This window comes from Bacteroides sp. ET225 (genome assembly GCF_024733745.1).
Lineage (GTDB): Bacteria > Bacteroidota > Bacteroidia > Bacteroidales > Bacteroidaceae > Phocaeicola > Phocaeicola excrementipullorum.
Window position 1 is genome coordinate 65338 of the sequence record NZ_JANRHN010000003.1, and the last position, 25121, is coordinate 90458.

The window sequence follows — 25121 nt, forward strand, 5'->3', positions numbered from 1 at the left end:
ACACAACAATGAACAAACAATTTTTATGGGCAAGTCTGATTGCCGTACTGTTGCTGACATCCTGCGCTTCACGAAAGAATTTCGTCTACCTGCAGGATATGCAGCTGGGGGAAAAATACCCCATAGAAACCAGCTATGAAGCTGTTATCCACAAAGACGACCGGCTGAGCATTACGGTGAGCAACAAAAATCCGGAACTTGCCATTCCGTTCAACGTTTCCGGAGGGACGTTCAAGGTCGGAGCCGACGGAAATGTCACGGCAGACAATTCAACCCGAACAAACGAGAACGGATACCGCGTGGACGCATCAGGAAACATCGACTTTCCCATTCTCGGCAAGTTGTATGTAGAGGGCTTGACAGTAAGCCAGGTGAAAGAACTGATCAAGAAGCGGATTGAAGAGGGAAACTACATGAACGACCCGCTCATCTCGATCGAGTTCCTCAACTTCAAGTACACCATGCTGGGAGCTGTTGCAAGTAACGGCACCTTCACCACAAACGGTGACCGGATAACGATTCTGGAAGCCATAGCCAAAGCGGGTGACCTGAGCGCGAAAGCGAAGGTAGACCGGGTAGCCGTCATCCGGGAAGTGAACGGCGAACGCGAAATGCACATGCTCGACCTGCGTAGCACAGACATATTCGACTCGCCCTGCTTCTACCTGCAGCAGAACGACATCGTATATGTAGAACCCAAATACCGCAAGAAAGACAACGAAGACCGCGGCTGGCAATTCGCAACAACCCTACTGTCTGTCGCAAGTGTCATATGTTCAATCTTATGGCTCACCAAATAACCATTCTATAAAAAAACTATGCAGACTAATACTCCGACAAACAAGAACGACCAGAGCATAAACCTAATGGATCTGCTCGTTTATTTCGCATCCAAGTGGAAATGGTTCCTCATTTCGATACTGGTATGCGGAGGCATAGCATGGTACTGCTATGCCAGTGCGCCGCTGGTCTATTTCCGGTCGGCAACCGTTATCATCAAAGATCCGTCCAACAAGACTTCCACTACGGGACTGGACCGCTTCGACAACATCATCAACAAAGTAAACGTAGCGAACGAAATTCTTCAGTTCCGTTCCAAGAAACTGGTGCGCGAAGTGGTAAAGCGGATACACGCCGATATCAGCTACCTGAAGGAAGACGGACTGCGCACCAACGAGCTGTATACACAGTCGCCCGTACTGGTCAATTTCCCGGATGCTTTGCCCGAACAGCATTTTGCCTTTACGCTGACGCTGAAGGACAACAAGACAGTGGAGCTTTCGGACTTTACAGGCATCAGTGCCAAACCGAACTATACCATCAGCCTGAACGACACGACGGAACTGGCCGAAGGCATGCGCATCGTGGCCACATCCACCAACTTCTATACCGATTCATGGAAAGACGCTTCGATCCGCATCGTAAAGCGTCCGGTGGAGTCTATGGTAAACTATTACAAGGGGGCGATCGGAATCCGTCAGGAAGAAGAAGAATCTTCTATCCTTACTCTCTCGCTGAAGGACAGTTCGCCGGCACGCGCGGAAGACATGCTGAACACGCTTATCAACGTGTATAACGAAGAGGCGGTGAAAGACAAGAACCAGGTGGCGGTGAATACGGCCAACTTCATCAACGAACGCCTCATCATCATCGAAAGCGAACTGGGAAGCGTAGAATCGGATCTGGAATCGTTCAAGCAGAGAAACCAGATTATCGATATCGCTTCGTCGGCAGGCATGTACATGTCTGAATCGCAGAAGTACAACACCGACGCACTGGAACTGGAAACGCAGCTCAGACTGGCAAACTTCATCAAGGAATACCTGACAGACCCGACCAAGGAAACCGACCTGATTCCGTCGAACACCGGTATCAGCGACATGAATATCGAAAACCAGATCAATCTGTACAACACAGCCAAACTGAAGCGTGACCGGCTGATAGACGACAGCAGCGAGAACAATCCGGTTGTGAAAGAGCTGAACAACACGCTCAGGGCCATGAAACAGAATATCATACGCGCCGTTGACAACATGATTGTCAGCCTGAACGTAAAACGGAACGATGCGCAGAACCGGGAAATGAGGGCACAGGACCGCGTAACGGCGATCCCGACCAAAGAACGCCAGATGCTGTCGATCGAACGCCAGCAGAAAATCAAGGAAGCACTTTATCTGTATCTGCTGAACAAACGTGAGGAAAACGCGCTCTCGCAGGCGATGGCAGACAACAATGCCCGGGTAATCGACGGGGCGGAAGGAAGCGACTCGCCCATCTCACCCCAGCGGAACCGCATTCTGCTGCTCGGAATACTTATCGGAATTGCCCTGCCGGCTGTGGGATGCCTGCTGGTACTCTTCATGGACACACGTGTACGCAGCCGCAAGGAGGTGGAAAAAGCGCTGAACGTGCCGTTCCTCGGAGAGATTCCTTTCGACAAGGAAAAATCGAAAGGACACCAGAATGGAAGAATTGCAAGCATAGCGGACGAAGACGGCATGGTGTCTGAAGCCTTCCGCATCCTGCGCACCAACATCTCGTTCATGTCGCACAAAGACAAGCCCATACAGGTGATCACATTTACATCGTTCAGCGAAGGTGCCGGAAAGACCTTCATCTCGCAGAACCTTGCCACCAGCCTTTCTTATACAAAGAAACGGATCGCCATGGTAGACCTCGACATCCGCAAAGGTACGCTGAGCCACCGCTTCGGAAGCCGTCAAAACGGCGTTACAAACTACTTGTCCGACTCTTCGGTCACCGTAGATGACATCATCCAGAAGCACGAATACTTCGATGTCATTCCGTCCGGACCATCGGCTCCCAACCCGGCCGAACTGCTGATGGACAGCCGCCTGGACGAACTGATTGCCGAACTGCGCAAACGTTACGACTATATCATTGCCGACAACGTGCCTGTGGGCATCATCGCCGATGCCAGCATCGCCAACCGTATAGCGGACCTCACCGTGTTTGTGGCGCGCGCCGGACGTCTGGACCGCCGCCAGCTCCCTGACATCGAAGACCTCTACGAAGGAAAGAAGCTGCGTAACATGGCGCTCGTTCTCAACGGAGTGGATCCGAAACGCCGGGGATACGGATACGGCTACGGATATGGTTACGGTTACGGTTACGGACATGGATACGGTTACGGACATTCGAAGAAAAAGAAATGACGCTCCGCCGGTACAATTGCATAATCCGGCATGGACTTCTTTTGCCCACAAACCTGCATTTCCTAGGGTATCAGAGCGCGAAATTTGTCTTTTTTGGCATTTTTTACCACCCAAAGAGCAAATTCTTCGCAAAAATTATCCGTCATATCATAAATATACGTAACTTTAGCCGCTAAGGATGTAGCGGAATCGTTAAAATGTTGTTTCAAGCATCACAACTTTTGATACTTTACCGCTATGATTCCATTTAGGGGGACAAATCAACATTATACAGAACTCACGTAATTAAAAAAATTAAAAGGGAACAGCGAATGAACGGAAAAAGCAAATGAAAAACATTGCTGGCTTGGTGGCCGGCGGCTGCCTCCAGCGCATTCAAGAGATTCAAATTCAAACCAATAAACTAAAAAAGAAAGGAAAACTATGAAGAAAGAGTACATTGCTCCACTCACCGAGAGAACGGAGGTGGAACTGGAGCAGGGGTTTATGGCTGCTTCAGTGGTCGACAAAGAAGAACCTAACAGTGACGTCACAGCAGGAAGTCAGCAAATTGATGAGAATTTTGATTTCACAGGCAAAGGTCAAGATGTCTGGGGAACATCATCAAATAATTAAAAAGAAAGGAGTAACTGATATGAAACTGAAACACTATTTAGGCGTGCCGTTTATGGGCACGGTGGCACTTCTTGCTTTCACCGGATGTTCCGACGAGCTGGAAAGTGGAAAAAACAATATACCGCAAGGCAACGGAATCGTGTTTGGTGCAAGCGCACAATATGCCGGTCCGATAACGCGTGTTGCATACGGTGACTATGACTTTACGGAAGGACACGAAGGTGAGTTCGGTTTTCGTGAAAGTCAAGATATCACGTGGGAATCTACTGATCAGGTATCAATTTATTCTCCCACTTCGCCCAACCAGCAGCAAGTAGATTACGGCATTCAGGATAATACTGAAAATACAGATGCAAGCGAAGCCTATCTTGCCGCTATCAACGGACAAGACGGACTGCAGTGGGACAGAACGAGCACAACGCAAGACTTTTATGCTGTCTATCCTTCGAAAGCAAGCATCACGAACACTCAGATAAAAAATCTCGTGAGCTTCGAAGACGGCGTGCTTACAGGATACGTGCCCATCAATCAGGAACACACCATCACCAAAAGCGACAATGAATGGACAGCCAAGCCAAATATGAACTGGCTCTACATGGCAGCGATAAACAAAGGCTATAAAGTGCCGGCTCCTGATGCAGAACAAGACGGCATTTCACTTGATTTTGTGCCGCTGGTAACCACGCTCGAAATCACTTTTGTAGGTCCCACCGAACAGCCGATAGCCTCGTTCAACGTCGAATCAAACAGCGTACCTGTTACAGGGCAGTTCCTTTGCGATCTGAAACAAGGAAACACGACTACAGACGGAGATTTCGAAAATGTACCTGACTGTGAATCGATTGGGACGCATACTACCAACACTTATGCAACGGTCAGCACGTATTGGAATGAACCCAGTGAATCCGAGGACGGAACTACTGTTTATACACGTAAACCTTTAACTCTTGCCGCAGGTGAAGAAATCACATTCAACGTGTTCCTTCTGCCTAACCAAGACTTGGAAAACGTAACCATTCGTGTAGCAGGATTCAATACAAGTAGCCGCACTCTGTCGCTGGGTTCTCTGGGTGTTGTGCTCAGGCCTCACCGGAAGACTTGTATCAGGGTTCAGGCTCCGAAAATTAATGCCAGCGAAACCAACGAATGGATTTCTGGACTTAATGATAATGTGCTGGTTTCACAGCTTTCAATCCCTGGAACGGCAAATTCGTTCTCGTACATGTATCGTGGAACAAATTCGCATATCTACCAAGCGCAGACAAAAGATATTGATGCACAATGGAATGCAGGTATCCGTTGCTTTGAACTGGTTTGCTCAGAAAAATATGACAATTATAATAATAATAACAGCTCACCAAACGTTACAAATTTAGCCGACGCAAACTTGGGATGCAATCGAACAAATATCGGCATGACCTTTGGCGATGCGGTGGATGCGATATGGAATAAAGTTAACGGTACTGGAGAATTTGCTATAATTATACCGACTTATGAGTCAGGGACAGGACATCCTGGGGACCATAACGGAGTAATAAGTTTTGCAAAAGCCCTTAATGCTTTCTATGATAGTCGCAACTATAAATATAAATACCAAACTTACAGTTCCACCCTTACGGTAGGTAAGGCAAGAGGACATTTGCTTTTCATTGCGCGCATCACGAGTGAAGAGGATGAAAACCCTGACGATTATATGCCTGAACCTGCTAAAGGAATTTTTGTTGACCAATGGGGTTCGCTGAAAGATAATTGGGCACGCCGTGGTTACACAACAAGAAGCGGTACGGTTGTGAACAACTGGGGTACGTCAACTACAGACCGTTATTCAATGGAAAGCTATATGCTTTATAGAGGTGGCAATGTTCCATCCATTTTCCCAGAAAGAGTTGATGCCAACACCAACTTCGTGCATTCCAGTACACGACATGACGGCTCAAAAGGAACAGCTTACATTCAGGATTGGATGCGAGTAGTGCCTGATCCCGGTGTTATAGATGGTCTGCAAGGTGCAGGCGGTTATACGTTGCATGGTGATTACAAAGTCTACTGGAACGAGTCATTGACAGAAAAGCAAGATGACATTTGGAATACATTTACCCGCTCTATCCAGCAGAACAGCACAGACAGTCCTGACGCATTCTATATCAACTCGCTCGACGGATATTTTGTAGATCAAAACATCACCGAAAGTTTCACTCCGTATGTAGCCAGTGGAACTTGGGGCGTAGGGTTGTCTAGCGGTGGAACTGGTGGTAACATCGGAGCGTGGGCTACCCATATCAACAACTACTTCTATAACAAAATTCTGGAATTTGGCGAAGACAACATCTACGGCCCGATGAACATCGTGCTGATGGACCGTGTGTATGCTGATGACCCCAGCAGCTATCTGCCGTCTGTTATCGTCAACAACAACTACCGTTTCCCGTTGCGTACAGCCGATGAAGGAACTACTCAAAACAGATCCTCAGACGCTTCATACGCATCAGGAGGCAGCGTTTGGAAATAATTTTGGTCTTATGCAGTGAAGGTGTGCCTGACGGCACACCCTCATTGTAATCCAGTTGATTGCAGATTATGCAAACACATGCAGCGACATTGCAAGCAGCATAGTCTGTGATGGAGAGAAGATGCCGGAAAAAGACTGCAAAATCATTCATTTTAGAAAAAACGATCAAGACACAAATAGAATGAAACTGATTCTCAAAGCTTGCTGTATCGGACTGCTGGGAACGATGGCCTCCTGCACTGACACGGATGAAAAACAGATGCTGCAACAGAGCAGCGAAATACATCTGACAGGTACAGCCGACGGATTTACATCGCTTCAACAGTCACGTACACAAGTAGGTGACATGACAGAAAATGGAGTGGTACTGATAGAATGGAGCGCAAACGACAAGATCGGAGTGTTCGGTGACAATGCCGTAAACCTCCTGTTTACAGGAAACAACACCGAAGCAGCCGCAGAAGCGACTTTCTCTGGAACAGCCGAAGCGAATGCAATACCCCGATACGCTTACTATCCTTATGTGGAAGGACTGACTGACCTGCATTCCATCCCGGCAACGATCTCTGCCGAACAGACATATGCTGACGAAAGTTCTATTGCGCGATATGACATAAAGGCTTCACAAAGCATTACAGACGAAGAAGACGGCTACAAAGTGCGCATGCGCCAAATGGCCGCTCTTGTCCGCTTTGAAATTGACCTGAATGGAGTGGGCGAACTGACAGGTGACGAACTGATGCTCCGTGCCGAACTGCAAACCGGCGCTCCGGTATCAGGCAATTTTACCTATGACCTGGCAAATCCGGAAAACGGACTCACCGCAGAAGGCACACCCGGAAATTCACTCAACCTGACATTTGCCAACCAACCGCCGATTACTGAAACTGTAGTGGCCTACGCCATAATGGCTCCAGGGGAGCAAGAGGGAACAACATGGACCTGCACATTCCATACCGACCGACACAAGGTGACTTTCACAACCCAAGCTCTATGCAATCTCGAAGCCGGCAAATATTACACGTTGCCGCTCAATGCACAAGTGCTGGAAAATAACCAAGCGGAAATCACTGAGATAACCGAAGAAGAAGAAACAGCAAACTGCTATATCGTAACAGAAACGGGACGTCATGACTTTCTGGCAACTGTCATTGGCAACGGACAGAAAGGAATCATCCCCAATGCGGGTTTCCATACAGAATCGGCATATATCAATCCGCAGTCGGCAAAACTTTTGTGGAGCGATGTAGAAAACTTTGTTTCCGATGTTTCTCTGGAAAACGGACGCGTCTACTACAACGTAAACAGCCTTTCCGGCAATGCAGTTATAGCTGTATATGACGAACCCGACCAACAGGGAAATATCTTGTGGAGTTGGCATATTTGGGGAACAGGCGGAGAAACGCCCGCTGACGAAGAGTATACCAACAGGGTGGGAACACAACTGACAGTAATGGACCGCAACATCGGTGCCCATAACAAAACCTCTGTCAACGCAATGCTTTATCAGTGGGGACGCAAAGATCCGTTTCCCAATTCGCTGACCTACTATGCAGACGGTGCAGTGCAAGATATCGAAACGTCATTTCCTGTATATGTTTCACAGACAGGTACGATTGAAGAATCCGTCCGCCATCCAGACCAGATGATGAAGTATCAGGACAATACCCATCAGGACTGGCTTGCCGAATCGAACAACTACCTTTGGGGAGATACAAACGACTGGCAACCCGGATGGCCGGACTATCTGAGCAACTCTGAATGTGTGGCAGAATGGACAGACGTGAAGACCATCTACGACCCGTCACCTGTAGGATACCGTGTACCCAACAAGTTTACATGGACCTATTTCGTATCAAGAAGCAATGGTGATACTTCCGGCATATCCGGAGTAACCAACAGGCTGGACTATATCAACTATGTAAGATATGACAACGGCTATTACTTCAAGAAAAATGAAAGCGACACGGAAGGAGCGTATTACCCGCCCATTTCCAAACGCTATGGTACGGATGGCACCATGATAGCAGCGGGACAAGGAGGCGAACTGATGCTTGGCGTTAGCGGTTTCTACTGGTCGGCCACCCCGTATGGAATAGGAAATACAGACGTACTGTATTCGGCCTATTTTCACTTCGGAAGATATACAGAGCAAAGCGGTACCACAGGTTACAGTTCAGGCAATGGTGTTGCAGTCTGCGATTTCATATCAAGCCGCCGCGACGCACACGGCATTCGTTGCGTGAGAGAAAACTGATTGATTTTATAAACAAAAAATAAACGACATGAAACAGAAAACATTCATCGCAGCTTTAGCCTTGGCGGCTGCGTGTCCGGTTTTCGCACAAACCGGAGAAAACGCTGAAACCACAGAAACCGTGGAATACAGCAGCGACAAGTATAAAGTAGAAACAAACCGTTTCTGGAGCAACTGGTTCATCAGCGTGGGCGCAGGTCCGCAAATGCTGTTCAGCGACCACGACAGACAGATGAAGTTCGGCAAGCGTATCTCACCCGCACTGGACATTGCTATAGGCAAATGGTTCACACCGGGCATCGGTGTACGCTTCATGTACAGCGGACTTTCGCTTGACGGAGCGACACAGAACGGGGCGCACTCTGACGGCACTCCCATCAGCGGCAAACCCTGGAACGGCTACTGGCTGACCAACCAGGATATCAATTTCTACCACTTCCACTTCGATGCCATGTTCAACTTCTCCAACCTGTTCTGCGGGTATAACGAGAAGCGTATCTGGAACTGCATCCCCTACGGTGGTCTGGGTGTGATCAAGGCGACAGACTCTCCTACCCATACGGACATTGCCGCAAACTTCGGTATCCTGAACACATTCCGCCTCAGCTCGGCATGGGACATCAACCTCGACATCCGCGGTACCATAATGAGCGACGACTTTGACGGAGAAACCGGAGAGCGTGGCGGAGAAGGTCTGCTGGCAGCAACCGTAGGCTTCACTTACAAAATCAAGCCGAGAGGATGGGAACGCAGCAAGACGATTACACGCACTGCCTATAACAACGACGAACTCAACGCCATGCGCGAGAAACTTAACCGCATGAACGACGAGAACGCCCGCCTGAGAGAGCAGCTTGCCGAAAAGCCTGAAACAGTCACCAAGCAGATCGCATCTTCCAACCTGATCACATTCCGGATCGGAAAGAGCGACCTCTCGAACGAAGCCCGCGTCAACCTCGGCATGCTGGCTGAAGTCATCAAGAAGGGAGATCCCTCTACCGTTTATACAATCACCGGATATGCTGATGCCGGTACCGGAAGCAAGAAGCTCAACGAACGTCTGAGTAAGGCACGTGCGGAAGCCGTATACAACTGCCTTGTTGAAGAGTTCGGTGTGAACAAATCGCAGCTCAAGGTTGACTATAAGGGCGGTGTAGAAAATATGTTCTACGACGATCCTCGCATGAGCCGTGCGGTAATCACAAAGAGCAACTGATTGGAATAACCGCATTCTTTAGAAGAACGCAAAAGCGTTAAGACACGGAGCATTGAAAGAGTCCGGAGTTCACGGAGCACACAAAAGCTTCGCGCGCTCCGACTCCTTCAAAAATACGTTTCCGCGGCTTTGCGTTTTTGCGTTCGTTTTTTATAGATTCTTTCGCTTCGACTATGCTTACAGACAAACTCTTGCTGAACAACGACCAATTCTTCACGGAAGTGGCACGCATGCTTGCCGGAGGAAACTCCGTAACCTTGCGGGCCAAAGGAAACAGCATGTATCCGTTCATCGTAGACGGACGTGACAGCGTCATATTGCAGACCTACAGGAAAACAGCCGCCGTAGGAGATATCGTACTGGCCCATTTGCCGGAAAAAGGATTCGTGCTCCACCGCATTTACAAGAATGACGGAAATGAATTCGTGCTGATGGGCGACGGCAATCTTCACACAACCGAACGCTGCAGCAAGAACGACATCGTGGGGAAAGTTGTCAAGATCATACGGAACGGAAGATACATAGACTGTTCCTCTTCCATCGAACGGTATAAGGCCACACTTTGGAGAAAAATGCTGCCCACACGCCGCTACCTGCTGTTCGCATGCAGATGGTGGGTGAAAAGAAATGAACGATGAACAACCTGAAATGGCTATGGAAAATATCGGACGGATTCCGTCCGGCTATCGCATGCAGCGCACTGACAGGTACGCTGCATGTTTGTGTTTCACTTGCATTCGTGTATGTGTGCAAGCACCTCATTGACATCGCAACGGGAATATCGGATGACAGGCTCGGCTCTTATATAGGCTGGCTGGCATCATGCCTGGTCATGCAGCTGCTGCTCTCGGCAGCAAGAAGCCGCCTGACCGCACAGACAGAAATACGGCTGAGAAACGAGCTGCGGAGAAAACTGTTTGTCCACCTGATGGACAGCCGATGGAACGGACAGGAAACATACCACAGCGGTGATGTGCTGAACCGGCTGGAAGAAGACGTGAGCACAATCACCAACGCACTGTGCAGCACAGTGCCCGCCGTCTTCATCACTGTCGTCCAATTCGGAGGAGCCTTGTTTTTCCTCTCCAGACTGGACGTACGCCTTGCCGGAATACTCCTATTCATCATGCCGGTCGCTTTGCTGTTCAGCAAGGGCTACGTACGGAAAATGCGCCGGATGACACGCGAAATACGTGAAACGGACAGCCACATACAAAGCCATCTGCAGGAAAACCTGCAACACCGCATACTGATACGCACGCTGGAATATACGGAAAAGACAATCGACAAGTTTGCAAACATACAGTTCCTATTGCAGGACAGGATTGTCCGCCGCACAAACTTTTCCATTTTCTCACGCTCAATGATACAGATCGGATTCATGAGCGGCTATGCAACCGCTTTCCTGTGGGGAATATTCGGACTGCAGGATGGAACGGTTACATTCGGCATGATGGCCGCCTTTCTGCAACTGGTGGCACAGATACAACGCCCGATGGTGGACATGAGCCGGCAAATCCCCACGTTCATACGCGTCTTTACTTCCATCGACCGGCTGAAAGAACTGGAAGCACTCCCCTCAGAAGAGTCAAGCCCGTCTCTCCGTATGGAAGGCCCCTTGGGAATACGCGTCAATCATCTCCATTTTTCATATCCCGGAAGCAACCGAAACGTTCTGGACAATTTCTCGCACGACTTCAAGCCCGGAAGCCTCACCGCCGTTGTGGGTGAAACCGGCGCAGGAAAAAGCACCCTCATCCGGCTGATGCTGGCACTGCTCCAGCCCGACGAAGGCGAAATAGCATTCTATAACAGCAAAGAAACAGTAAAGAGCTCCCCTCACACCCGCTGCAACCTTTCTTATATACCGCAAGGGAATACCCTGCTGAGCGGAACAATCAGAAGCAATCTCCTGATGGGCAGACCGCAAGCAACCGACCAAGAGCTCTACAACGCACTGTATCTTGCCGCAGCCGATTTCGTAACGGCCCTGCCAGACGGCCTTGACACACCGTGCGGAGAAGGCGGAGCAGGACTTAGCGAAGGACAAGCGCAACGCATAGCCATCGCACGCGGCCTGTTGCGTCCCGGAAACATCCTGCTGATGGACGAGCCGACCTCCTCCCTTGACAAGGAAACGGAAGAAACGTTGCTGAAGCGTCTGTCCGGACAGGTAAAAGGAAAAACCCTCATTATGATTACACACAGGGAAACAATCGCCGGACTGTGCAAGGAAGTCGTAAGGATGACAAAAAACACGCCGGCAAAACAGGAGAGCATTTCACAAGGTTCAGTACATGACTGAAGTGCAGGGAAGTTCTACCTCACCAAAAAGCAGCATGGCATTGAACAGGCAGATTTTCCGGTATTCCGGAAGAGCAGACACCGCTATCTCACGCTCGGCGATCACACCATCCCGCAACAGTTCTTCACGCCTGGTTCCCTTGAGCAAGGGATGTGCCGGCGTATGCCATTCACTTCCGTTCCATAGAGCGATATTGGCTATGGAAGTGTCCGTAAGCAGTCCGTTGCGCACAATCAGCACATCATCAGCGTTTCCTCTTTGCGAGAACAGGACATCAAGTCCGGTACGGTCGGCATACTTGAACGAATAGTCAACGCCGCCGCACGGAACGAGCCGCAGACTATGCACCGGACGGATACGGTAAGGAAAATATTCCACCCGTTCAATCTCCCGGCCATACACAATCCGGCACCGTGTCCTGCTGCTATAAAGGGCAGGACGAATCACATCTTCCAGCCGAAGCGGAGGCATGTTTCCCCACACCGCACGGCGAGTGGCATTCATCCGCTCATCATGCAGCGGCATATTCCAGGCTGTCCGCCCTTCAATCCGAACCGTTTCAATAAATCGGCACATACACTTTTCTTTTCATTTCTTCATATTCATCACGCACATCGCTCAGAAAGGTTATACCTCCCCCACTCTTGAAGACCAGCTTCCCTCCCGCTTCCTGCTCCAGAAAACGGATCATCACGGCACTGTCCAGGTCTTTCCCGTCAAAATAACCCATTACACCCGTATAGAATCCCCGGGAATAGTTTTCGGCTTCCCGAATGATATCCACCGTTTTTTTCTTGGGAGCACCGGTAACGGAACCGGCAGGAAGCAAACGGAAAAACAGTTCTCCCAGCCTCCGGGCGTAATCGAGAGGCAGGCGGCCCCGTATCTCAGAACTCATCTGGAGCAGCCGCCCGTCATGCGTGTCCACTTCATCCATATAGCGGTAGCGCATCACCGTAACCTCATCCGCTATCTGGCTCAGATCATTGCGTATCAGATCGGTGATTGTGGCATGTTCAGCCGTTTCCTTTTCATCGGAAAGCAATCGCAGCCCGGCATCAGGCACAGACGCGTCAATCGTTCCCTTCATGGGATGAGAACTGATAAATCCGTCCTGTATGCGGACAAAAATCTCAGGCGAGAAGACCACAAACCGGTCTTTCAGCCACAACTTATAAAGCGCCTCCGCACGGACAAATATACGGAACAGAGAGAGATCCGTTTCCACCGGAGTAGCGCATGTCAGGTTAATGAGAAACGTATTCCCTTCCCAGATATTCCTCCGGACAATGTCAAAAGAATGGCTGTAGTCCTCAAAACTTTCCGGAAAACTTTTCCATAAGAAAGGTTCCTTCAGACGCGGCATTTTCCCGGCCCAGTTTCCGGCCCGGGGAAATAAAAACAAAAGCTCATCCTCCGGAATATCTTCGGGACGCTCCACCAGGCATTGTTCCATGTCAAAATCAATCATGAAGAAAAAGGGAGTTCCTTCCCCTCCCCATCTGTCCATTCTCCGCACAGCTTCTTCCTTATCAACAAACACAAGTTTTCCCATTTTCATCCACATTCTGATTCATATTCCGAAACCGCCTTTCCAACAGGCTGAAACAGAAAAATTGGGGCAAAATTAATGAAAAGAAAAGAATAAGCAAATACCTATTTTCAGGTATTGGCATTGTCGCGGCAGATGGCTAATTTTGCACCGTTATTTTTTTACGGCAAAAACATACAGACAAATCGATTATGACTGACAACGGAACAAAAGACTGCAAACCCGCTTCCGCCAAACGTTACTGGTGGAAAGCTATCGCCTCATTTCTGACGGTTCTTTTTACCATGCCCTTAGGACATGCTCTGATGATTATCATGGAACACGCCATGAACGAAACGGCACTCCACTATTCGGCCTTCGCCATGGGAGCCGCAGGCATGATCATGGTCATTGCGGGCGTTTATGCAAAAGGTGATACCCGGCAGACACTCTGGGGATTTTTCGGCGGCTTGCTGTTCTGGACCGGATGGGTGGAATTTCTTTTCATGTACTATGCCAACCGCTACGGCACCCAGCCTCAGCTCGATCCTGTTACCGGCGAAGTCGTCACGCGCCCGGAATACCTGATTATGCCCGCTTCTTTCGGCTTTTGGATGATGGTAATGCTCATGTACATATTCAGCACAAAAAACGGATGCAACTTCATCAACTGGTGGCAGCGCCGCATCCTGAGAAACCGGAAAAATGAAATCGCCGCCCGCCCCATGACGCGCCATACGTCCATTGTCACTTTCATGGAACTGATCATGATTCTTTGGGGATCCTACCTTTTGCTCATGTTCTGCTACGACGACAATTTTCTGGGCGACCTTCATCCGGTCACACTGCTTGTCGGGCTGGGATGCCTGATCGGCTCTTTCTTCATCTTCGCCAAGCAACTGCGGATTGCTTCGTGGGGAGCAAATATCCGCATGGCAATCGCTACGGTAGTAGTATTCTGGACACCGGTAGAAATCATGGGACGCATGAATCTGTTCAATGAAATCTGGATTGCTCCCATGGAACACAAAACCGAAATGGGCATTGTCGTGGCTGCATTTGCAGCGCTGGTAATCTACCTGTGCGCCGCCGCCAGAAAGAAAAAGAAAGCGGTACACTGACTTCTGGAAGAAACAGATCCCGTTTAAGAGCGTTTCAATTTTCCAATGAAACTAATTCCACCCACAATCTGTTTCTGAACAGCATACCGGCCAAAAGAACACGAAAAAATTTCACTATTTTTCCGTTTTATGCTTACCTTTGTAAAAAGGATTGGATTGCTATATCAAACAGCCGGTTAGATATGTCACTATGGAACAAACTTAGAGGGATCTGGAATGCCGAAGACGCAGACGAAGCCGTCGGCAACAGTTCTGTGCCTGCACCGTATTCCATCCCGCACTACGTCATAGTAGACGTTGAGGTTGGCGTGAAAGACCATAAAATCCATGACATCGGAGCTCTCCGCGACGACGGAGCTGTATTTCACAAGAATTCAAAAAAGGAACTTTTTGACTTTATGGGAAATGCCGGCTATATCTGCGGACACAACATTATCCATCACGATGCCACTTACCTGTTTGACCAAACGACTCCCGGCAGGATGCTCGTCGATACCCTTTATATCTCTCCCCTGCTTTTCCCTGAACGCCCGTATCACCGGCTCGTGAAAGACGACAAGCTGGTGAGCGACCAGATGAACAATCCGGTAAACGACTGCGAAAAGGCAAGGGACCTGCTGATGGACGAAATAACGCGCTGGAGTTCATTGCCGGACAAAAAGCAGGAGCTCTTCGCGTCACTGCTGAAAGGGGAAAAAGAGTTTGAAGGATTTCTCAGCATGGTGAATGCAAGATACTGCAAAAAAGGACTGGCGGAACTGGCAAGAAGCCTCTACAATGGAAAAATATGCGACCATGCCGATCTTCAGACGCTGATCAGGCAATACCCGTGCGAACTGGCATATGCACTGGCTCTGATTGACACGGCAGACTACCGCTCGGTTACGCCCAGATGGGTGCTCCGGAACTATCCGGCAGTTGAATATGTTGTAAAACTCCTCCGCCATACCCCATGCAACGAAGGATGCGACTATTGCAACACCCAACTGGATGTACACCATAATTTAAAGGCATTTTTCGGTTATGAACATTTCCGCACATACAACGGCGAACCGCTTCAGGAACGGGCTGCCCGGGCAGCCATAAAAGGCAAGTCGCTGCTTGCGATATTCCCGACCGGAGGAGGCAAATCACTGACTTTCCAACTGCCCGCACTGATGGAGGGCCGTTCTGTACATGGACTGACAGTTGTCATCTCTCCTTTGCAGTCGCTGATGAAAGATCAGGTAGACAATCTTGCCGACAGAGGCATTACCGATGCCGTGACCATCAATGGCCTGCTAGACCCCATAACCAGGGCGTTAGCCATACAGAGAGTGCACGACGGAGAGGCTTCACTGCTATATATATCCCCGGAAACGCTTCGTTCAAAAACCATCGAACGAATTCTGATGGCACGCCATGTCGTAAGGTTCGTTATCGACGAAGCGCATTGTTTTTCTTCATGGGGACAGGATTTCAGGGTAGACTATCTTTATATCGGAAAATTCATAAAGGAATATCAGCTGAAAAAAGGATGCAAAGACCCGATACCGGTTTCCTGCTTCACCGCTACGGCAAAGCAAAAAGTGGTGCAAGACATACGCGACTATTTCAAGCAAACGCTCAACCTGGACTTGGAGCTGTTTGCTTCAACGGCTTCAAGAACAAACCTGCACTATTCGGTCATCCACTCTGAAACGGATGAGGACAAATACCTGAAGCTAAGGGAACTTATATCCGAATCCGACTGCCCGACAATCGTCTATACATCGCGGACCAAGCGCACCGAAGAACTGGCAAAGAAATTAACCCGCGACGGATATAAAGCACTGGCCTTCAACGGAAAGATGGACTCGGACGTAAAAATAGCCAACCAGGACGCGTTCATGAACGACCAGATACGCATCATCGTGGCAACTTCAGCGTTCGGCATGGGCGTGGATAAAAAAGATGTAGGGCTCGTTGTACATTACGATATTTCCGATTCGCTGGAAAATTATGTGCAAGAGGCAGGAAGAGCCGGCCGGGATCCCAGCCTGAATGCCCGCTGCTATGTGCTTTACTGTGACAATGACCTGGACAAGCATTTTATTCTGCTGAACCAGACGAAACTGAGCATCAGTGAAATCCAGCAGATATGGAAAGCTATAAAAGACCTTACCAGGCAACGCAAAAGGATATGCTGCTCGGCTCTGGAAATCGCACGGCAGGCAGGATGGGACGACGCTGTTTCAGACATTGAAACCCGTGTAAGGACAGCCTTGGCAACCTTAGAACAGAACGGATACATCGAAAGGGGCAACAATGTGCCGCACGTCTATGCCACCGGCATTACTGTAAAGAACGTGGACGAGGCAAGAAACCGTATCACTGCTTCCCTGCTGTTCGGCAGCGATGAAATAGAAAATGCTGTCCGGATCATCAAATCGTTGATTTCCCAAAAGCACATCACCAAAACTCCGGATTCAGAGGCCGAATCACGAATCGACTATCTGGCAGACATCCTGGGACTGAAGAAAAAGGAAATCGTGTCTGTTGTCGAAAGGATGCGGCAAGAAGGCATTCTGGCGGACAGCAGGGACATTTCTGCCTATCTGATGGATGCAGGCGACTCGGAGAAGAAATCACGGACACTTCTTGAACGTTTTGCGAAACTTGAAAAATACATGCTAAGCAGCATCCCCGACGAAACATTGCAGATATCATGCAAGCAGTTGAACGACAATGCTGTAAAGAACGGCATCAGCACTTCCAAAGAGAAGGATATCCGAACTTTGCTGTACTTCCTTTGCATCAAAGGATATACCCGCAAAAAAGAGGACGCAGCCCACAACCTGAAAATCATCCGCCAGACAAACATGGAATCGACTCTCAGCCGATTTGAAAAACGGTTGGCAATAAGCCGGTTCACCGTAGAATGGCTATACAAACTTGCTTCCGATGAAGAGGCTAGAGTTTCCGCTTCCCCTGACAACTCTGTGCAATTTTCCGTTGTGGAACTGCTGAATGAAATAAAAGCGAACAGCCAGTCCCTTTTTAAAGAACTCAACGACATAACACTGGAAGATGTGGAGGAATCACTTCTCTACCTTTCAAAAATCGGTGCGCTCAAGCTTGAAGGCGGTTTTCTGGTCCTTTACAACGGCATGGACATCAGACGGATAAAAGACAACAAGTCAAGATACAAAATTGACGATTACCGGATGCTGAACGAGTTCTACAAACAGAAAATCCAACAGGTACATATCGTGGGCGAATATGCCAATCTGATGGTAAAAGACTATAGCGCCGCCCTGCAATACGTGCAGGATTATTTCCAGATGGACTACAAGAAATTTATCGCAAAATATTTCAAGGGAGAAAGGACGATCGAAATAGAGCGTAACCTGACACCCAAGAAATACGAACAGCTCTTCGGCCAGCTATCCAAACGTCAGATGGAGATCATATCCGACAAAAGTTCGCGCTGCATTGTCGTAGCCGCAGGACCGGGCAGCGGGAAGACACGTGTGCTCGTCCATAAACTTGCGTCGCTTCTGATTCTTGAAGACGTGAAACACGAACAGCTGCTGATGCTGACATTTTCAAGGGCGGCCGCCACCGAATTCAAGCAGCGGCTGATGGAACTGATCGGCAACGCTGCACATTTTGTCGAAATAAAGACTTTCCATTCCTATTGCTTCGACCTTCTGGGACGGATAGGCAACCTTGAAGATGCCAGGAATGTGGTTGAAAAAGCTGCCCAGATGATAGAGGAGGGAGAAGTTGAACCTAACAAAATCGGCAAGACCGTACTGGTCATCGATGAAGCCCAAGACATGGGTGCCGAAGAATATGCGCTGGTGAAAGCGCTCATGGCCAACAATGAAGAAATGCGTGTGATAGCAGTAGGCGATGATGACCAGAACATCTACGACTTCCGCGGATCGGACTCGGGATACATGTATAAGCTCACGCAAAGTCCCGGAAGCAAACTGATTGAAATGACAGAGAACTACCGCTGTGCACGCCATGTGGTGGATTTCGCCAATGCTTTTACAAGAAACATCGGCAGAAGAATAAAGAAAAATCCCATCTCTTCCATGAGCAAAGAGAACGGTTGGGTGGAAACGACATTCCACCGCTCAAAATACATGTACCAGCCGCTTGTGGACGAACTGACTTTGCACAAAAAGGCAGGAACCTCGTGCGTCCTCACCCAAACGAATGATGAGGCAGTCATTCTGATGGCTCTGCTGAGGAAACAAGGGGCTAACAGCAAACTGATACAGTCGCTGGACGAAATCCGGTTCTGCAACATCGCTGAAATACGGTACTTCCTGAAATATATGGACAGACGGCTGAGAACGCCTATGATTTCAGACGAATTGTGGGAGGATGCCAAACGTGCAACTTTCAACGCCTACGCCACAAGTCAGAGTCTGACATATATAAGGCGATGCGTGGAACTGTTTGAACAGACAAACAAAGTAAAATACATCAGCGACTTTAAAGAGTATGTTTTTGAATCGTCGGTAGAAGATTTCTGTGATCTGTCCGGAGCTGATGTGGTGGTATCTACCATCCATAAGGCTAAAGGCCGGGAGTTTGACAACGTATATATGCTCATTTCCGACAATTACCAGAAAGACGACAACCTGATGCGCCGGTACTATGTAGGAATTACCCGTGCAAAAAGCAGCCTCTGCATACACACAAACGGCTATTTCTTTGACCGTTTGCCGCAAGACCGCTACTCCATCGACGAGAAGCAATATGGAACGCCCGAAGAGATTGTTCTCCAGCTTTCTCATAAGGATGTTTATCTTGACTTCTTTAAAGGAATCAAGCAAGATGTTTTGGCTTTAAGAAGCGGCGACCCTTTGCTTTGCAAAGATTCCTATTTATACCGTACATCCGGCCGTCAGCCGATAGCCAGACTGTCAGCAAAAATGCAGAAAGAACTGGCGGGATGGAAAGAGAAAGGCTATGAAGTGAAGTCAGCATCCGTCCGGTTCATCGTGGCATGGAAGTCCAAAGACGCTCCGAAAGACGAGCCGGAAACAGCTGTCCTTCTGGCTGACTTGATCCTTTCGAGTGAATGAAATTTTGCTCTGCCTCGGCTTGAGAATTGTTTTCGAGGATGTTTTCTGTTTTTACTGAATCGGAAAATTGAAACAGGTTCTAAACAAAAAGGCATGCAATCCGTCCGGACTACACACCTTTTCCTCATCATTTATATAGAATTCATTGGTTTCCTGAATAAATAGCCACAAATGCAGTGCCTACTTTAAGTCAAACATCCGTAAGCAACCACATTTCTTATATGCAAAAGTACAATATTCTTCATAAATAACGAAAAAAACAACAGGAAAAATATCCAATGACACCTTTAGAGCCTGCAAGAAATAGAATGCACTTCAAGATTCAGACCCGGAATACATTTCATTTATAAGATCCTCCACTCCGGGCATGTCATATGCAGAACGTTACAGCTCTATCTCTCCGTCCACAGTTCCCTGATGCTCCCATCCTCCTATCTGCACCCCGTCAAGCTTAATCTCATCGGAGGATACATTTATTTGCACAGTCAGGCTCTTTCCTCCTTCGAGCATGGCGACAGGACTGCCATCCTGAGCATGGTCAGGAATATCAATTGTCCGCGTCATTGTTCCCACGCTTACATCAAGCGTAATGTAATCCTTTTCCTGAGGTACTATAAAGAATGAAGCCCGCCTGCCTTGTCTGCTCCCGACCTCAGACAATCCCGCAGCCGTACCGTCCAATATAATCCCTTTTGTCTGATCCACGCTGCAGGAAGAAAGGGCTCTGACAGAAGTGGAAACCTGCGACAACTGTTCATTGCTCAAATCATCTGACACATATATGATTACAAGCCTGTGAAGGGCATGTCTGAAAGCCAGGTTTACTGCAGTGTTAGCATCTTTCTTCACATTTACCGCCCTGGCCAGCAGAAGATCCGTTTCTTCTGTCGGAGAAACAGTAAATGTAAATATACCATCCACTGCTGTTTCCTGCACAGGATAACAGCCGGAAAAATACACATCCCCGACATCTTCAGGCAAGTCAAGGTCTTTCCACATAAGTTCGGTAATTCCCGCAGCATAGTTTCTGCCGGTGCTGGCAAAACCGCTTCCAGACACGGTAACCGTAAAAATATCTCCGTGAGAGAAATTTCCTTTTCCTTCTTCATCAAGCACGGGAGCCTTGGTCAGCGCGTCAATGGATGTACGGATGTCAATCACTCCCGTCCCATCTGCTTCATCGCCGCCATCAACAGGAGTCTTCCCGCATGAAACAGACATGGTTAGAATCAGGCCGGCCGCAACAGCCATAATTGAACGGTGAAATATCTTATTGCTCATGATAACTTGCCATTTATTGAATATAATCTTCTTTAATCACCACTTCAGGGAATTCTTTCTGCCAGACATCCCGTTTCAGATCCACAAGCGTTATACTGGATATGGCGTGTACGTTAGAATTTCCCATCATTACTTTCCAAAGTCCATCCCTATATCTGATCTCCTGCCGTATCAGGCGGTGATGCTGGAATTTATTGGTCCCTCCTTTAACCTCAAAGTTATAGTGGTCATTATTGTCTACATAATACAGGGCAGATACATAACCCGCATCATCAAATTCCACACCCCAAATTGTCATAACGTGCGTAACCCCTTTGCTCACGTTAGACTGAACGAAACCCACTCCCTGCTTATTTTCCAGAGCTCCTTTGATGATCCTGCTAAGACTCTCTTTATTCATAGCGTCTTTGGGCTTGACTGCAACGTCTATGTTGTCGAATATTTCCGTAAAATATCCATTAAAATTGTCATCGATGTCAGGATCCGGAGATGATATTCCCGGAGTCCCGCAGATAAACCAGTTAATTCCAACGGCATCCGATCCCCCTCTGTTTCTGGATATGTTTCTGAAGAAATCGAAAATCCCACTGCTATCCTTATCGGAAAATCCAAAAGAAGGACGCGGATATGACGGCCATGGATTTGAACTGTACTTTGCATCATACGCCTCGATATACGGTTGATTGAGCCGTGTCCACCAATGCAGCAAATTAGATGCGCCCGCCGCCCAGCACATATTGCCGTCATGATATCCAGGACGAGATTTACTATCGTCCGGATCGTTCTTATCGCAGTCATACCATAAAAAGTCTTTCTGCCAGTTCAGATACATAATACCGGAAACTTTATACCACATACCGCTGGGAAAGTTTTCCGGAACCAGGAAACTGTACTCGGGTACAGACTCTTCATGATCTCTTGGATAATCTGGCAGGCCCGCGGTCTTGACTCCGTAGACCCAGCATGTCTTGCCACCATAGTCAGGATCTGGAGCAGGGTCAGGATCCGTACCTATATCTCCATCGGATTTGAGATGCAAATTAAGCACTGTTTCTTTTCCGCTCTCCAGAAGGCTGCTTTCTCCGATTTTCACCGGAGCTTTGTAAACGGAAGTCTTGCCGCCGGTGGATATCTCAACCCATCCTTCAGCATAGACATCAAGACTGCCGGGAAAAAGAATAGCCGAGTATTTCCCCTCCGATTCTGACAATATGCGGGGGCTTATGTCCTTCATCGTTCCCCCAGGAATGTCTATCTGCCCAGTGGAAAGGTCAAATGAACCTTCTGTAATATTCTTCACAATAACGGTCAAGTCTTCCGGAAGCGAACCGCTGTCGCTTGAAATATGAATGGACAACTTGTGCATTCCATGAACAAACGGCATCTCTATTACATTTCCTGTCAAATCGTCCTGTTCCATGTCGATATGACTCCACAATAAATCCGAATCCTCATATCCGCTTCCTGTCTGATCCGTATCTACACTGTGGGTATGCCGGTCCGTTTCGGGCGAAACATCCTCCCTGGCCGGATAGTATGCGGAAAGACGTACGGTACCTGCCCCCAATTCGCTTTTCAGCAGTTTCGGAGTCCATTGTCCACCCTCCCTAGTCAGTATGACCTGCTTTGTCTGCTTTCCGTATATATAAAGTCCTACTTTGTCACCATCGGTGAAGAACCCGCTTCCGTCATCCCCGATTTCGGCTCTTGTATCGCTATCTTCTTGCGTGAACTTTATTTCTATATACCTGTCACCCTCTGATATGCAAGCCTCAGATTTTTTGCACCCTGACAATAAAATTGGGGCAACGACCAACGCCAGAAGCAGATATTTCACTATAATCCGTATGCTATTCATTTCACGAACGATTAAATTTAACTGCAAAAGTAGTGAAAAACCATAAAAGAAATGATATGGGCTGAATAAATTCCACAGACAATGCGGAAAAGATATCAATAAAAAGATAATGGAAAGGGCGGCATATGAAGTTAAGGATGAACGATACAGACTTTGCATTGAAACGATCGAATCCAGTTCCATTTACACAAAATTTTGGACAATGTCATTATTTCTGAAGAAGATACCGAGAAACACCATATCGCATATTTGGTATTCTTACGGCTTTTAACTATACTAATTTTGAAAATTGAAGATGATTTATGGTACGCAACAAAAGCCTTTGTTACAGGGATATTATCAACCCTATAAACGCAAAAATCGTGCAGCTCTGGTGAGTTGCACGATTTTGCTTGCGATTTAGTATGTATTTACTTATCGGAATCATTTGACTTCCTCAAAATCAACACATTATATCTATCAGCGACTTGCGTGAACGTGTTGCAAATATCATGCAAACCCGAAAATAAGCATCCATAAGCAACCACAGCTCTATGCCGCAAAAGTACGATTTTCCGCCGAAAATAACGAAAGAAAAATGAGGAAAATATCAATATTGAAAGATAACCTAAAACTGCATCACTAAGGGTTTCTACAAAAGCTATTGCGCTTTCTTTATGATTTGGATTATTTTTCTTCTTGCTTTTCGGTATGCTTGTTTGAATTCACTTGGAGCCGTTTTGTCATTTTTTGGAACGAACATTTGCTCTTTCCTTATCTTTTTAATAAGACGTCTCGCTTCCAAAAATGAATGTCGAGGTATTGGTACGAAGTTCACAAACTCACCATCGGTTGCACACATCGGAAAATCGGATTGTATGATAATCTCATCCTTGCAAACCATATACCAACTCACGTTACAAATTTCCTTGGTATCGATAGTATCGGTCACTTCAAGGACTTCCATAAAAATTATGGTATGTCTTGGTTTATATTGAACAAATGTATCTAAGTGTTTCATCTTGCAGTTTTGATTAAGAATTTTCTGGTGTAAAATCAAGTGAAGGCAAATCTTTGTCATCCAATTTATCAAAGTCGGACTTAAACAGGCGGTCTTGAATGACACGATACTTTTCAAACTCCGTTTCGGCAAACTCTTTGGCGTATTCAGCCGTGACCTTTCCTGCATCGGAAAGAATAGGTCTGTCCGTTATATCCAGAAATTTGTCAATACGTTTCGCCCAATCCTCCATCGTCATCGGAATATGACGTTTCGCCATATCTTCCGCTATATCAAGAAAACTGTTGACGATGCGTCCCATTGCCTCCAGTTCATTTTCTTTAAGGTAATTCTTGGCAACACTTACATCCGGTTTTACTATTTTTCCGTCCGGAGCCTTCTCCCATGTGGTCAAGCCCATGTGCTCTTTCTGTGCATCCGCACGGTCAACTATCAATTCCGCAGCGGTATGCCCATGTACCGCATAGTGCATTTTGTTCTGCACCTTTTTGTAAAACAGCCGTGTTGTGGGCGCACTTTTGTTATAATCTATGGCCGTGGCATATATATCTGTAAGTTTCTGGTAAAAACGCCGTTCACTCAGTCGTATCTCACGAATTTCGGCAAGCAGATGCTCAAAATAATCCTCTCCGATAAATGAGCCGTTTTCCATCCGCTTTTTATCTATGACATATCCACGGATGGCAAACTGACGTAAAACGTATGTACACCATTGGCGGAATTGCGTGGCACGAACAGAATTGACACGATAGCCTACGGATATAATGGCATCAAGATTGTAGAACTCAACTTCTTCTTTTGATTCTCCACGGAAGCCCCTATTCACGACTGTTTCCATTTTGGAAATAGTCGTATTCTTATCAAGCTCTCCACTCTCAAAGATATTTTTCAAATGTTTGCTGATGGCCGGAACACCTACATCAAATAATGTCGCCATTGCTTTTTGTGTTGCCCAAATTGTTTCATCCTTATACAACACTTGAACACCATTCTCCTTACCCTCGGCAATAAAGGTAAGAAACTCTGCCGTACTGTTCCGTATTTCAAAATTCTTTGCCACGACTCCTTTGGTTATTAATTATCACAAATACAAAGGTATAGAAAATCTTAGGAAAATCTATCATATAATCACATTTAGGAATGGATTTTACGAAGATTTCTTCTCCCTAATCCGTTTTTTCCCATT

Annotated in this window: 16 protein-coding genes; 10 read left to right on the top strand and 6 right to left on the bottom strand. The window is 47.6% G+C overall.

The annotated features are described in order from the left end of the window. The first annotated feature begins 8 nt into the window (after positions 1-8). The 8 genes from NW212_RS02125 to NW212_RS02160 all read left to right on the top strand — a co-directional run bounded on the left by NW212_RS02125 (position 9) and on the right by NW212_RS02160 (position 12078). Positions 9-800 (top strand): polysaccharide biosynthesis/export family protein, encoded by a 792-nt coding sequence (locus tag NW212_RS02125; RefSeq protein WP_258337004.1) that lies wholly within the window; start codon positions 9-11, stop codon positions 798-800. Positions 801-818: 18 nt separating this feature from the next. Further along, positions 819-3176 carry a tyrosine-protein kinase gene (locus NW212_RS02130; RefSeq protein WP_258337005.1) on the top strand — a complete coding sequence of 786 codons (2358 nt, stop codon included), beginning with the start codon at positions 819-821 and terminating at the stop codon, positions 3174-3176. 423 nt (positions 3177-3599) lie between these two features. Next, the gene (locus tag NW212_RS02135; RefSeq protein ID WP_258337006.1) at positions 3600-3791 is read left to right on the top strand and encodes a hypothetical protein; all 192 of its coding nucleotides are present in this window, start codon (positions 3600-3602) and stop codon (positions 3789-3791) included. 19 nt (positions 3792-3810) lie between these two features. Beyond that, positions 3811-6300 (top strand): hypothetical protein, encoded by a 2490-nt coding sequence (locus tag NW212_RS02140; RefSeq protein WP_258337007.1) that lies wholly within the window; start codon positions 3811-3813, stop codon positions 6298-6300. A gap of 181 nt (positions 6301-6481) precedes the next feature. After that, positions 6482-8557 (top strand): fimbrillin family protein, encoded by a 2076-nt coding sequence (locus tag NW212_RS02145; protein WP_258337008.1) that lies wholly within the window; start codon positions 6482-6484, stop codon positions 8555-8557. 28 nt (positions 8558-8585) lie between these two features. Continuing rightward, positions 8586-9773, top strand: coding sequence for an OmpA family protein (locus NW212_RS02150; RefSeq protein ID WP_258337009.1), 1188 nt, complete (start codon positions 8586-8588; stop codon positions 9771-9773). Between the two features lie 173 nt (positions 9774-9946). After that, positions 9947-10411 carry a S24/S26 family peptidase gene (locus NW212_RS02155; protein WP_258337010.1) on the top strand — a complete coding sequence of 155 codons (465 nt, stop codon included), beginning with the start codon at positions 9947-9949 and terminating at the stop codon, positions 10409-10411. Continuing rightward, a complete protein-coding gene (locus tag NW212_RS02160; protein WP_258337011.1) occupies positions 10408-12078 on the top strand; it encodes an ABC transporter ATP-binding protein in 1671 nt (556 codons plus the stop codon). The genes NW212_RS02155 and NW212_RS02160 overlap by 4 nt, the downstream gene beginning before the upstream one ends. Here the strand turns inward: NW212_RS02160 and NW212_RS02165 are convergent. Further along, on the bottom strand, positions 12064-12654 hold the full coding sequence (locus NW212_RS02165; RefSeq protein WP_258337012.1) for an aminotransferase class IV family protein: 591 nt from the start codon (positions 12652-12654) through the stop codon (positions 12064-12066). The two genes, NW212_RS02160 and NW212_RS02165, sit on opposite strands and share 15 nt — an antisense overlap. Continuing rightward, positions 12638-13633: an aminodeoxychorismate synthase component I gene (locus tag NW212_RS02170; protein WP_258337013.1), complete on the bottom strand. Its 996-nt coding sequence runs from the start codon at positions 13631-13633 to the stop codon at positions 12638-12640. Before NW212_RS02170 ends, NW212_RS02165 begins: the two co-directional genes overlap by 17 nt. Before the next feature lie 188 nt (positions 13634-13821). Here NW212_RS02170 and NW212_RS02175 point away from each other — a divergent pair, with 188 nt between their 5' ends. Beyond that, positions 13822-14730, top strand: coding sequence for a hypothetical protein (locus NW212_RS02175; RefSeq protein WP_258337014.1), 909 nt, complete (start codon positions 13822-13824; stop codon positions 14728-14730). Positions 14731-14912: 182 nt separating this feature from the next. After that, the gene (locus tag NW212_RS02180) at positions 14913-19796 is read left to right on the top strand and encodes a RecQ family ATP-dependent DNA helicase (protein ID WP_258337015.1); all 4884 of its coding nucleotides are present in this window, start codon (positions 14913-14915) and stop codon (positions 19794-19796) included. Between the two features lie 384 nt (positions 19797-20180). Here NW212_RS02180 and NW212_RS02185 read toward each other — a convergent pair whose 3' ends face one another. From NW212_RS02185 to NW212_RS02200, 4 genes are all read right to left on the bottom strand, one after another. Further along, on the bottom strand, positions 20181-21077 hold the full coding sequence (locus tag NW212_RS02185; protein WP_258337016.1) for a fimbrillin family protein: 897 nt from the start codon (positions 21075-21077) through the stop codon (positions 20181-20183). A gap of 13 nt (positions 21078-21090) precedes the next feature. Continuing rightward, positions 21091-22935 carry an IdeS/Mac family cysteine endopeptidase gene (locus NW212_RS02190; RefSeq protein WP_258337017.1) on the bottom strand — a complete coding sequence of 615 codons (1845 nt, stop codon included), beginning with the start codon at positions 22933-22935 and terminating at the stop codon, positions 21091-21093. 640 nt (positions 22936-23575) lie between these two features. Continuing rightward, complete coding sequence (locus NW212_RS02195; protein WP_204461773.1) at positions 23576-23935, bottom strand: hypothetical protein; 360 nt, start codon at positions 23933-23935, stop codon at positions 23576-23578. Between the two features lie 13 nt (positions 23936-23948). After that, on the bottom strand, positions 23949-24995 hold the full coding sequence (locus NW212_RS02200; RefSeq protein ID WP_204461774.1) for a virulence RhuM family protein: 1047 nt from the start codon (positions 24993-24995) through the stop codon (positions 23949-23951). Between the last annotated feature and the right edge of the window lie 126 nt (positions 24996-25121).